Source organism: Thermoactinomyces sp. CICC 10735 (genome assembly GCF_016055175.1).
Classification (GTDB): domain Bacteria; phylum Bacillota; class Bacilli; order Thermoactinomycetales; family Thermoactinomycetaceae; genus Thermoactinomyces; species Thermoactinomyces vulgaris.
In genome coordinates this window covers 77,592-89,821 of the sequence record NZ_JAECVT010000001.1, presented here as the reverse complement: position 1 = coordinate 89,821, position 12,230 = coordinate 77,592, and the positions used below count along the sequence as shown (strand labels likewise).

Below are 12,230 nucleotides of genomic sequence, written 5' to 3'. Positions count from 1 at the left end.
CAAAGCGAACATTTATTCTTAAACCATGACTAATTATATCACAAGTCTCCGTACAAATTGGCCAAGGATTTCCACCGCCGATTCCCTCCGGCAAAAAGCCCAATAAAAAAACGCTTCCCGAAGCGGTCAGCGTTTCTTCCATCCCAACATGTCAAAAATTTTTAATTCCCTTTTGGCCTGTTCTCTCACCTCTTTCGGCCATCTGCTTTCCCACTCTTCCCAGGTTCCTTGACCGCTTTGTATCTCCAAAGCTTCTTGAATCGCCTTGTCTAGCACAAAGTTCCAATAGATCCTTCCCATCCAGAAAACCCCTGTTCCAAAATTGGCTTACAGTATATTTTATGGAACAGATGACAAGACATGAACTTTGTTTCTTTTTATTTTCTCCAACGACCAACGTTTTATCAGCCCCCAAACCAACGGCCTCACACCTCCACAGGCGGGAAACCGTCTACTTCCTAGCCTCCGGCAAAAACGTGCGCGGCCGCCCTCCCGCACAAAAAAGAGACCATCGATTGGCAGATGGTCTCCTCCTAAACGGCCGTGTGCATATACACGGCTTCAATCCTGGATGTATTCAGCCAATTCCTCATCGTCCACTTCAAAATTGGCATAAACATTTTGCACATCATCATGATCTTCCAACGCATCAATGAGCGAAATCACGTTTTTGATGATGTCTCCGTGGATTTCTGTTTTGTTGGACGGGACAAAGGTGACTTCCGCCGTGGAAAAAGAAAACCCTTCTTTCTCCAACGCTTCTTTGACCGTTTCAAACTCTTCCGGTGCAGTGGTCACCTCATAGCTTTTCCCGGTGGATTCGATATCCTCGGCACCGCATTCCAAAACGGTCAGCATCAGTTCTTCTTCATCCAGATCGGTTTGATCCCGGTCAATCACCAGCAATCCTTTCCGTTCAAACATCCACGAAACACACCCGGACTCACCCAGGTTTCCGCCGTTTTTGGAAAAGATGTGGCGTAAATCGGCAGCGGTCCGGTTCCGGTTGTCCGTCAAAGCTTCCACCATGATGGCCGTTCCGCCCGGACCGTAACCTTCATAAGTAATCGCTTCATAATTTTTGCCTGTTCCGCCGCCTGCGGCTTTTTTAATCGCACGTTCGATGTTTTCATTGGGCATGTTTTTGGCTTTGGCTTTGGCGATTGCAATCCGCAATTGGTGATTGTTCTCGGGATCTTTATCCCCGCTTCGGGCCGCCACATAAATCTCACGTGCCAGTTTGGCAAAAATTTTCCCTTTCAGCGCATCTTGACGCCCTTTGCGATGTTGAATATTTTTCCATTTGGAATGCCCTGCCATCCTCCATCACTCCCCTTGCAAATTACGATCCCCAATCCCGTAAATAACGGAAATCGATGCCGACCGTCCGTTCGCTCAATTTGATAATCACCGGCATCGTCCGTTTATACTGATTGCGTATGATCCGTTTACTCACCTGACGAATAAATGCATCATCAAACTGGAGGGCTTGCAATTGCTCCAGGGTATATTGCCGGTCAATCATGTAATACAAGAGCCGGTCAACGTCCAAATAGTTAAACCCGAGTTCGTCTTCGTCGGTTTGGTCTTCCCATAAATCAGCACTCGGCGGCTTGACGATGATCGGCTCCGGCACGCCCAGGTAAGCCGCCAGCTGGCGGACTTGGGTTTTGTACAAGTCCCCGAGCGGGTTGACGGCCGAGGCCGAATCTCCGTATTGGGTGCCGTAACCCAACAACAATTCCGTCCGGTTGCTTGTGCCGATCACCAGTGCTTCGTATTGAGCGGATAAGTCATATAAAATGGACATGCGTTCCCGGGCCATCTTATTGCCGCGCCGCAAAGGCGTCGCATCCGGAACGCGTTCAAAATACGCATCAATCTGCGGGGTGATATCAATGGTCAAGCTTTCCACACCGGTATCGTCAATAGCCAGTTGCGCATCTTCCAAACTCGCCGGACTGCTTGTCTTATACGGCATCCGCACGGCGATCACGTTTTCCGCTCCGAAAGCTTTGACACACAAATACAAGGACAAAGCAGAGTCGATTCCCCCCGACAAGCCGACAATGACTTTATCGAATCCAGCCTTGTTCACTTCTTCACGCAAAGCGGTTGTCAAGAGACGGGTCGCCACTTCTTCATCCAAGCGCAAAAAAGGCGCTTTTTCCAACATCTCATCAATCATTTGCATGATCAGCTTCCCCCTCCAGTCCGCTTTTGCCTGATGCGATTTAATTCACGAATGGTCAAGTCCAAATTTTCATCCCGCAACACGGGAAGTTGAAAACGGGCTTTCCGGATCTTGTCCAGATCCAAGTCAACAATCATGAGATCCTCTGTAAACAGTTCCGCTTGCGCTTCCACTTCCCCAAACGGATCCACCACTTGAGAACCGCCGAAGAAAGTGACTCCGTCCTCGGTTCCCACGCGATTGCAATAAATCATGTAACTTCCGTGGCAAACAGCGTTGTTTCTCAGCATCAAATCCCATGATTTTTGGGAACCCGGTACCGGGCTGCTGACATCCCGCACCGGAGCATTGGACAACACAATCATTACCTGCGCCCCGTCCTGAGCCAGCAGATAAGGGGCAGAGCTGTGCCAAACATCTTCACAAATCAACAAGCCGAATTGTCCAAACCGGGTCGGGAAGCTGCGAATCCATTCGCCTTTTCCAAAATAACGAGCTTCATCAAACATTCCGTATGTAGGCAAATACACTTTTCGATACAAATAATGCAAATTTCCGGCCGTCGCATAAATTGCAGAGTTATACAAAATATGTTCAGGGCTGTGCTCCACGAAACCAAACACCAGATCCATATCACCGGCGGATTGGATCAGCCCTTGTATTTCAGGACTAAAAGGATCTCTGGCCATTTCGTATGTCAGATCCAACAACTGGTATCCTGTCAGACTGAGTTCCGGAAAAATAAGAAGATCCACCTGTTCCTCCCGGGCCCGATGGATCATTTCCTCATGCAATTCCAGATTTAAATCCACTCGCCCCAAGCGTGGTCTGATTTGTGCAAGTCCTACTCTCATTCTTTTGCCTCCTCAAGCAAGAACAAGGCTTCGATAAAATCACTCTACATCATAACATAAGCGCGATCGGACTACCAATACAAGAATTCGGCAATTTGTTTTTTCCATTTCTTTCTATTGACTGCGATTTGTTTGAGGTATGGATAAGAAGCCTTGATTTCATATCCTCTTTTTCTTTCCACCAACCCGATCATTTCCCGAAAAAATTCATTTGGAAACAAAAATAAACAGGCCAGAATCTCTTTTTCCATGGCCTTTAAAGGGCGAACAGACTGGTAAGCCTGAAGAACCGTCGCCAATCCTTGATCCGGAAATTGGTTTGCAGCCAGGATTCGCATCGTCATTTGCCAGAGATCCCCCACTTGCGCATCATAATCCGCCGTTTCAAAGTCGATCAGCCACAATCTTCCCGCTTGGTCCATCATCCAATTATGGCTGGCCAAATCGCGGTGGGCCAGCATGTGTTGCATCCGCTCATGTTCCACCCATTCCTGAAAGGGGATTTGCTCCAGCCGCTCCCAAGCTTTGATGCCGTCCAAATAAAAATCCGTTCCGGCTTCGGTTAAAAGATCCCGCAACCGTTTGTCTTCGATTTGATCCATTCGTGTGAGGATTTGATAAAATTTTTGCAACCGCCTTTGCAACCGGTGAGTGAAAAGAAACGCCGCCCCTGACGGCGGCGGCGTTTTCAGATATCGGCCCGCCTGATGGAAAAACGCCAAAGTATGAATCATCCGGATGACTTCACTGACATTGTTATAATTGCATGTTTTTCCCTGAATAAACGGGGTAAGAATCCAACTTTCACCATCGGTTATCATCGGAAGCATCGACTGAAAGCCGCGCTCTCTCAGTTCACGATCCACTTGTATCAGCCAACTGGCTTTCAAGCCGTCAAAAGGCTTTGCAATCCACCACATAAAATCGGTCTCAATACACCAATTATTACGGTAAGGACTGATGCGCCGCACTGGTGTATGTAATAACTTTTGTATATGAAGTGGATGGGGTTGAATCATCGGCTCTCCCTCATTCTTTATCCAACACTTGAAGAACTTTCTTTCCATTCCCGGTATTCCATGGCGATATGGTTGCCATAGGCATCGGGATGGTTCATCGGGACAGGCGGCGGATAAAAAGGTTGCAAAGGCCATGCGCTGCTTATCATAAAGGGATCTTGAAACACCGGAACCGGGAGCATCGGGGCAAAACCTTGCCAATAAGCAGGATAAGGGGCCGGCGCATCCAAATAGGAAAGATTCGGTTCAGCATCATAATACGACGAATCCGTCACAAACGAGGAAGAATCGTCCAACACCGTCGGCGACCACTCCGAAAATTCACCGACAGACGGCGGCTTGGGTAATTCTTCTGTCACAACACCGCTACTTTCGGCGGACTCCTTTTGGAAAGGCGGATCTTCTTCCTCTTGGATATGCGGTTCTTTCTGCTCCCCCTTGGGTAATTCCTTCACTTCCGACGGTCCGGCGGTTTCCCGGGTGTCCTGTCTGGAAACGGCCAGGGGAATCTTGCCGGTGGGAATCCGGATTTTCTCACCTCTTTGCAATTTCTCCGTATCCGCCAAATCCGAATTCCATTCTTGTAACCGTTCCAGCGGTATATTATACTTTTGAGCAATATCCCACAATGTCTCCCCTTCACGGGCAATATGGATTTTCATTGGACAACCCCCTTCATAAAGGCTGAATCAATATCATCCTATGCATGAACAAACACTTTCTTGCTTAAAGAAATAAGGCGTTTCATAAAAAGTCTTTTGCAATCACCAATAAGGAGGAGCCCGGAATGAAATCCATGTCCATTTGGTTGAAGTCCATCTATATCCTCACCTGGGGGTCCTTGTGTCTCATGCTGGCCGGTTTTGGATGGGCCATCCGCGAGATGGTAAAACCGCCTGAAAAAAAACAACCCCTGCCGGAAACGGCCTCCCTTTCTCTGGAACCGGGCAAAAAGCTTTTGCTAGGCCTCGGCGATTCCTTGACCCGCGGAGTCGGCGACCACAGCGGACAAGGTTACTTCGGGATCATCCAAAAAAAGTGGCAACACCATTTTCCCCGTTCCCAATCCATCAATTTAAGCGTCCGGGGACAAACTTCCCAACATTTGCGGGATCAATTAAAAAGAGCACACATCCGGGAATTTGTCAAAGAAGCGGATGCGCTGGTGATCACCATCGGCGGCAATGATTTGTTCCACGGAAGCGAAGACTTGGAAAAAACCGACCCCCAAGCCATTTCGGAAAGGGAAAACCGTTTCCGGAAAAATCTCGTGTCCATCTTGTCAGACATTCAGCAGTTGAATCCGGACGGTTCCGTTTATCTTCTCAGCCTCTACAATCCGTTTGCCGATTTAAAAGGGAATGAACTGACATCCAAAATCGTGGCAGATTGGAATGATACCCTGACGGCCACCGCCCAATCTTTTCCGCAAGTCACTGTCATTCCGGTGTATGATTTGTTCTGGAAACATCCTGAAACGTATCTTTACAGCGATCATTTCCATCCAAACCAACAAGGATACAGACAAATTGCCGATCGGTTGTGGCAAGTGATGACCCTTGAATCCCCGGAGGTGGGAAAATCCCATGCAGAACAAGCTGACTCATGAGACGGTGCTGTCGGTCCAAGGATTGGGCAAAATCATCCGCGGCCGGCACATTGTCCAAAATCTTTCCTTTGAAGTCCGTGCGGGAGAAATATTCGGTTTTTTAGGCCCGAACGGCGCCGGAAAAACCACAACCATCCGTATGCTGGTCGGACTCGTCCGCCCGAGTGAAGGAAGCATCCACATTGCCGGCCACGACCTGAAAAAATCGTTTACCAAAGCCATTTCCCATGTCGGGTGTATCGTGGAAAATCCCGAATTGTACCCATCTTTAACCGGGTATGAGAATCTGGAATTTTTCGCGCGCATGGCCGGCCTTCCAAAAAAACGGATTGATGAAGTGATCGAACAAGTGCGGCTTTCCGGACGGATTCACGATCCGGTCAAAACCTACTCGCTGGGAATGAAACAACGGCTGGGGATTGCCCAGGCTTTGTTAAACCGGCCAAAGCTGTTAATTCTGGATGAGCCGACCAACGGGCTCGACCCGTCCGGCATTCACGACTTGCGGTCTTTCATCCGGCGGCTCGCCCATGAAGAAGGAATCGGCGTATTTCTTTCCAGCCACATTTTGCATGAAATCCAAGCCCTCTGTGACCGGGTGGCCATTATCCAAAACGGACAATTCATTTACACCGGTCCGGTCCATCCCCCCGCCGGCGACCTTGAACGGGTGGAGTGGAAAGTGACCCCTTGTGACCTAGGGATGCATTGTTTGAAACAACTTCCCTATGTTACAAACATCGAGAAAAAACCCGGTCCCCATTTGTCGGTGGAAATGCCTGCCGGGAAAATCAGCGAAACCAACCAATATTTATTAAACCACCAGATTCAAGTGTGGGAAATCACGCCCCGAAAACAAACATTGGAGGATCTTTACATGAACCTGACAAAGGGGGATGCCTCTTGAACCGTTTGATTTACAATGAAGTCGTAAAAATGATAAAAAACAAACGGATTTTGGTGATTTTGCTGATTTTGCTTATTTTAATCCCTCTTTTCACTTACGCGCAATACCGAAATACAGCGGAACAGATCAAACAATCGGGAACCGACGACTGGCGCTTGTTATTACAACAACAAATCGTGGATCAGCAAAACCGCCTTGCATCCAGCAGAATTCCGGAAGAGTGGAAAACATGGGCCAAAATCAATATTGAACAGCAACAATATTATTTGGAACACAACATCAATCCGGCAGCTCCGGGTGCCCCCACATTCCTCAGAAAATTCATCGAACAGTCCTCTTCCCTGTTCCTGCCGTTATTGGTGGTCGTATTGGCTTCTGACATCGTTTCCGGGGAATATGTGCGGGGAACCATCAAACTGCTTTTAACCCGGCCGGTTCCGCGGTGGAAAATTTTACTCAGCAAATATATTGCTCTGTTACTGGGGATTTCGCTTTTGTTATTGCTGACGGCGGTCATCGGATACGTCATCTCCGGCATCGCCTTTGGCTACCGGGGATGGTCCCTGCCGGTTTTAACCGGTTTTCAAATCCAGGGGGATCAGCTGCTGACCGAACATGTCCGTCTCATTCCGCAATGGAAATACATTTTTATGGCTTTCGGGCTCGTTTGGTTTTCCAGCATCGTGGTTGGCACCCTATCTTTTATGGTCTCCGTTTTGGTAAGAAGTACAGCGGCCGGCATCGGCATTTTGTTGGCCGGCATCATCTCCGGCAACCTGCTGATGCAAATGGCTCCGTCGTGGAATATCCTCAAATACTTCGCATTCACGCATTTAAGCCTGACGGATTATTTGGCCGGAAAACCGATGATGATGGAAGACATGAGTTTCCCCTTTTCCCTGTTCATTTTAAGCATCTGGGCTTTGGCCGCTTTGTTCATCTCATGGATCACCTTTGTGCAAAAAGACATTTCGTCTTGAAAAAGCAAAGCCATGCTCAAAAGAGCATGGCTTTGCTTATGTCCGGCATTGATTGAGCAGGGGATATTATCCCACGACTCCGAATTTTTTGTTTTCGTAGACGGGAACCCCTTCCTGGCGGGCATATTGCGCAAACGCTTCTTTTAGTTCTTTCGTCACCTTTCCGGGAACCCCTTCCCCAATGGTTCGTCCGTCCACTTCCACAACCCCGATGACTTCGGCAGCCGTTCCGGTCAGGAACACTTCATCCGCCACATACACATCATGTCTTGTAAACGGCTGTTCTTTGACCTCATACCCTTTTTGCCGGGCCAAATCCATAATGGTGGCACGGGTGATCCCTTCAAGCGCCCCGATATAACTGGGCGGTGTATATAAAACGTTGTTTTTGACGATGAAAATGTTGTCTCCCGATCCTTCCGCGACATACCCTTCAGAATTCAACATCAAAGCTTCGGAAACCCCGGCCAAATTGGCCTCGATTTTCACCAGAATGTTATTGAGGTAATTGAGCGATTTGATCTTGGGATCCAGGGCATCGGGAATGTTTCGCCTCGTGGGAACAGTGATGATGGAAATTCCCTGTTCATAATATTCATTGGGAAATAACCGGACCTGATCGGCGATAATGATGACGCTCGATTGGGAGCATTTATTCGGATCCAGCCCCAAATCCCCCACTCCCCGTGACACCACCAAACGGATATAAGCATCCCGGAGCTGGTTCCGGCGCACGGTGTCACAAACCAAGCGGCTCATTTCTTCCTTCGAATATGGAATCGTCAACAAAATGGATTTGGCTGAATCATATAAACGGTCAATATGTTCTTTCAACTTAAAAACTTTTCCGTCATAAGCGCGGATCCCCTCAAAAACACCATCACCATACAAAAAACCGTGATCAAAAACGGAAATGAATGCTTCTTCTTTTCGTTTGTATTCCCCATTCATGAAAATCCATCGTTCAGTCCCCGTCAAAATAAACACTCCTTATGGAATGGATGTTATGATAAAAAGCCCCTCAGAGGCAAATTCCAATCCTTGAGAATCAGAACCTGCCGCTGGAGGCTTTTATCCCCACGGTGTACACCGGTTGGTGTTGGTGCCGCTCGGTCCAGACTTCTTCAACCGAAGAACGGAACCCTAGGCACCCTTCTGATTAAACTGAAAATTCATTATCGATAAATTTTTAATCATTATACCCTGCCGGTTTACAGATGTCAAACAATTTCTCAACTTCTCTTGTGGATCGCTAATGTTTTTCCGACTCCCTTGAAAAAACAAGGGAACGACCCCAGAACACGAACTTGGCATCCCAACGCTTCAATCTCTTTGATGGCTCCCTGCATCAAGACATGTTCAACCGGCAACTCGGCATCGATCCAGAAGAAGTAATTTCCCAGCCCCGTTTTGGTCGGCCTGGACTCAATATGCGTCAAATTCACTTTGCGCCAGGAAAAAGCCGCCAACACTTGATACAGCGCCCCCGGATAGTCGGAAGGCAAGATGACCTGCAAGCTGGTTTTGCGGGTGTCGGAATCCGGGAACGAAGAGGATTCTTCACGGCTGACAACAAAAAAGCGGGTAAGATTGTTCGGATGATCTTCTGCATGTTCCTGTATGATTTGCAACCCGTACTCTCGGGCGGCAGCTTCCGGACCGACGGCAAGCCACGGTTCCCCGGGATGCCCCGCAACCATTTCCGCCGCTTGCGCCGTGCTTTCCATCATCTTGTACCCGGCACAAGGATACCGTTTTCTGAGGGTCAACTCGCATTGGGCGATTCCCTGCGGATGGGAATAGATGCGCTTGATCTCATGCGGATCCCGGTTGATGACAGACGGATGCGCCATGATACACTGGGTGATCGGATAAACCAATTCAGCGCAAACCGGCAGATCCACATGGTGAATCAGCCAATCCAGTGTGGAATTCACCGATCCTTCAATGGTATTTTCAATCGGAACGACAGCCCACCGGGCTTCTTTTTCTTGAGCGGCCTTCAGGCAATCGGGAATCGAAGCATAAGGCATGAATTGAATGTCTTTTTCATGCGCGAACAAAGCTTTTGCAGCCATATAACTAAACGTTCCGACAGGTCCAAGATAGGCAACACGTTTATCCATGCACAAACTCCTTATATTTTTCAAATGAATTTACTATGTTTTTCTTTGGCTGTCAACTCCACTGCCGCCCCTTGACCAGCCGGAAACATCTTTTCCATCCGGACTGGCACATTCAGATCATAAAACAACCGGCGGAAAAACCGTTCCAGCTCCATCCAGTCATTCACGAAAGCCACCATGGTCGGTCCCGCCCCGCTTAAAGCAATCCCATAAGCACCGTGGGAAGTTGCTTGGTCTAAACTTTCTTTCAAACCGGGAATCAACGTTTCACGGTAGGGCTGATGAAAAGCATCCTGCATGGCCGTTTTCAGCAAGTCCCACTGCTTCAAAAACAGAGCCGCCACCAGCAAATTGGCCCGGCTGCTTGCCAACACCGCATCATCCCGGGGATATTGATCCGGCAGCGCCCGGCGGGCCGTTTGGGTCAACAGGGATTGTTCCGGAATGATCGTCATCACGGGCATATCCGGTGGTTCGCATGCCACCGCCTCCACCCGCCGGCCATCCCAGGAGGCAATCACCACCCCTCCGAAAAGGGAAGCCCCGACATTATCCGGATGCCCTTCCAACAGCGTGGCCCTTCTCAACAATTCTTTGCGGCTCCAGTTCATGCCTAGCAGATGATCGGCCGCCATGAGGCCGGCCACAATCGCCGCTGCACTGCTTCCCAAACCTCTGGCCACCGGAATGTCATTTTCAATATGCAACTTAAAAGTCGGAAGAAAGACGCCCTGTTCCCGGGAGACATCCCGGATGACACGGACAATCAGGTTATCCTCATCCCGGGAAACTTGACCGGCATGCTTTCCCCCGACTGTGATCTCCCAACAGGGTGACGGTTCAAAATAAAGCGTCAGATAACAATTCAGAGCCATCCCGATCGAATCAAATCCCGGACCCAGATTGGCCGAGCTGCCCGGAACTTTCACCCTAAACGGAGAGAAACTCATGACGGAAAACTCCCTGATTTTTGTTTTTTTCAAACAGACAATCCAAAATCGCTTCCTTTTCACAAGCGATGACTCGCGGCTTTACTTGAACCGTGTCCAAGGCGGTGTGCGGATCCTTGAGGCCGTTTCCCGTCAACACGCACACCACTGTTTTTTGTTTCCCTTTTCCCGAACGGAGCATTTTCATCACGCCGGCCACGGAAGCGGCAGATGCCGGTTCACAAAACACTCCTTCTTTTTTGGCGATCTCTTGATAGGCAAACAACATTTCACGGTCTGTAACGGCCGAAATCAACCCTTTGGATTCATCCGCAGCTTGAACCGCCTGTTTCCAGCTGGCCGGATTTCCGATCCGGATTGCGGTCGCCACCGTTTCCGGCTCGGCAACCGGTTCCCCTCGGACAATGGCGGCTGCCCCTTCTGCTTCAAATCCCCACATTTGCGGGAGGTTTTGGATGATTCCTTTTTGGTGATACTCTTTGAATCCTTTCCAATACGCCGTGATATTGCCGGCATTTCCGACCGGAATCGCCAACACATCCGGGGCTTTCCCCAACTGTTCCGCAATTTCAAATGCCGCGGTTTTTTGTCCTTCGATCCGGTACGGATTGACCGAATTAACCAAGGTGACGGGGTGGGTTTCCGTGATGTCACGCACCACTTTCAGCGCTTGGTCAAAATTTCCTTTCACGGACAAAACCGTGGCCCCGTACATGACCGCCTGCGATAGCTTGCCCATGGCCACATGCCCGTCCGGCACCACTACAAAACATTGAATGCCCATTTTGGCGGCATAGGCTGCTGCCGATGCGGCCGTGTTTCCCGTCGATGCACAAATCACAGCCCTGCTTCCCTCTTCTTTTGCTTTGGCAATGGCCAAAACCATGCCACGGTCTTTGAAGGAACCGGTCGGGTTTGCGCCTTCAAATTTCAAATACAACCGGACTCCCCATTCCTTGGATAATGTTTCAGCATAATAAAGCGGGGTCTCTCCTTCGTACAAAGTCAACTTTGGCGTCTCCGGGTTGATCGGCAGATCCTCTCTGTACTTTTCCAAAATTCCTGTTCTCATCTTTGCTCCTCTCCTCACTCACTTTTTACTCGCCGGATCCGACAACGGCGGCCCGCCGCACACCATCCAAACGGGAAAGCCCGTGCAAAACGGTTTGGATATCGGCTTCCATCTGCGTGGTATCCACGGACATCGACACCGTGGCTTCCCCTTGCAAGGGAATGGTCTGGTTGATGGTCAGGACACTGGTGTTCATACCGGCCATATATTGGAGCACTTGGGACAAAACCCCTGCCCGGTGTTCCAGCGTCAAGGCAATGGTGACAATCTTTTCTTTCACCATCGCGTTAAACGGAAAAACACCGTTTTTATATTTGTAGAACGAACTGCGGCTCAAGCCCACTTTTTCCACTGCTTCCTGCACCTTGGTCACTTCTTTGGTTTCAAGCAATTTTTTCACTTCCAATGTTTTCTGGATGGCTTCAGGAAGCATATCCACACGAACCAATGCGAATATATCTTCTGACATACCCAACTGTCCCCCATTAAAAAACAAATGTTTTCTATATACGGACATTT

Annotated in this window: 14 protein-coding genes; 3 read left to right on the top strand and 11 right to left on the bottom strand. The window is 49.1% G+C overall.

What is annotated here, in order from left to right; all coding sequences use genetic code 11:
• Window positions 1-126: 126 nt before the first annotated feature.
• The 6 genes from I8U23_RS00460 to I8U23_RS00435 form a co-directional block, all read right to left on the bottom strand.
• The gene (locus I8U23_RS00460) at window positions 127-300 is read right to left on the bottom strand and encodes a hypothetical protein (protein ID WP_156097712.1); all 174 of its coding nucleotides are present in this window, start codon (window positions 298-300) and stop codon (window positions 127-129) included.
• A 261-nt stretch (window positions 301-561) separates the two neighbouring features.
• Window positions 562-1,320 (bottom strand): YebC/PmpR family DNA-binding transcriptional regulator, encoded by a 759-nt coding sequence (locus I8U23_RS00455; protein ID WP_037993976.1) that lies wholly within the window; start codon window positions 1,318-1,320, stop codon window positions 562-564.
• A 22-nt stretch (window positions 1,321-1,342) separates the two neighbouring features.
• On the bottom strand, window positions 1,343-2,194 hold the full coding sequence (locus I8U23_RS00450) for an NAD+ synthase (protein WP_231564571.1): 852 nt from the start codon (window positions 2,192-2,194) through the stop codon (window positions 1,343-1,345).
• Window positions 2,195-2,196: 2 nt separating this feature from the next.
• Window positions 2,197-3,048 (bottom strand): nitrilase-related carbon-nitrogen hydrolase, encoded by an 852-nt coding sequence (locus I8U23_RS00445; protein ID WP_037993979.1) that lies wholly within the window; start codon window positions 3,046-3,048, stop codon window positions 2,197-2,199.
• Window positions 3,049-3,119: 71 nt separating this feature from the next.
• Window positions 3,120-3,968 (bottom strand): phosphotransferase, encoded by an 849-nt coding sequence (locus tag I8U23_RS00440; RefSeq protein WP_037993980.1) that lies wholly within the window; start codon window positions 3,966-3,968, stop codon window positions 3,120-3,122.
• 116 nt (window positions 3,969-4,084) lie between these two features.
• A complete protein-coding gene (locus I8U23_RS00435; protein ID WP_049719911.1) occupies window positions 4,085-4,729 on the bottom strand; it encodes a LysM peptidoglycan-binding domain-containing protein in 645 nt (214 codons plus the stop codon).
• Window positions 4,730-4,854: 125 nt separating this feature from the next.
• Between I8U23_RS00435 and I8U23_RS00430 the strand changes: the two genes are divergently transcribed.
• From I8U23_RS00430 to I8U23_RS00420, 3 genes are read left to right on the top strand one after another with little or no spacing between them, the layout of a single operon-like run.
• The gene (locus tag I8U23_RS00430) at window positions 4,855-5,676 is read left to right on the top strand and encodes a GDSL-type esterase/lipase family protein (protein ID WP_049719910.1); all 822 of its coding nucleotides are present in this window, start codon (window positions 4,855-4,857) and stop codon (window positions 5,674-5,676) included.
• Window positions 5,654-6,583, top strand: coding sequence for an ABC transporter ATP-binding protein (locus I8U23_RS00425; protein ID WP_049719909.1), 930 nt, complete (start codon window positions 5,654-5,656; stop codon window positions 6,581-6,583). The genes I8U23_RS00430 and I8U23_RS00425 overlap by 23 nt, the downstream gene beginning before the upstream one ends.
• Complete coding sequence (locus I8U23_RS00420; RefSeq protein ID WP_198050593.1) at window positions 6,580-7,563, top strand: ABC transporter permease; 984 nt, start codon at window positions 6,580-6,582, stop codon at window positions 7,561-7,563. The genes I8U23_RS00425 and I8U23_RS00420 overlap by 4 nt, the downstream gene beginning before the upstream one ends.
• A 66-nt stretch (window positions 7,564-7,629) precedes the next feature.
• Here I8U23_RS00420 and ilvE read toward each other — a convergent pair whose 3' ends face one another.
• The 5 genes from ilvE to I8U23_RS00395 form a co-directional block, all read right to left on the bottom strand.
• Window positions 7,630-8,541 carry a branched-chain-amino-acid transaminase gene (gene ilvE / locus I8U23_RS00415; protein ID WP_255347156.1) on the bottom strand — a complete coding sequence of 304 codons (912 nt, stop codon included), beginning with the start codon at window positions 8,539-8,541 and terminating at the stop codon, window positions 7,630-7,632.
• A gap of 254 nt (window positions 8,542-8,795) precedes the next feature.
• On the bottom strand, window positions 8,796-9,689 hold the full coding sequence (pheA, locus tag I8U23_RS00410) for a prephenate dehydratase (protein ID WP_037993989.1): 894 nt from the start codon (window positions 9,687-9,689) through the stop codon (window positions 8,796-8,798).
• Between the two features lie 20 nt (window positions 9,690-9,709).
• The gene (gene thrB, locus I8U23_RS00405) at window positions 9,710-10,639 is read right to left on the bottom strand and encodes a homoserine kinase (RefSeq protein ID WP_037993992.1); all 930 of its coding nucleotides are present in this window, start codon (window positions 10,637-10,639) and stop codon (window positions 9,710-9,712) included.
• Entirely contained in the window at window positions 10,620-11,711 is a 1,092-nt protein-coding gene (gene thrC / locus I8U23_RS00400; RefSeq protein WP_037993994.1) for a threonine synthase, read from the bottom strand. Before thrC ends, thrB begins: the two co-directional genes overlap by 20 nt.
• Window positions 11,712-11,736: 25 nt before the next feature.
• The gene (locus tag I8U23_RS00395; RefSeq protein WP_037993997.1) at window positions 11,737-12,180 is read right to left on the bottom strand and encodes an ACT domain-containing protein; all 444 of its coding nucleotides are present in this window, start codon (window positions 12,178-12,180) and stop codon (window positions 11,737-11,739) included.
• Window positions 12,181-12,230: the final 50 nt, after the last annotated feature.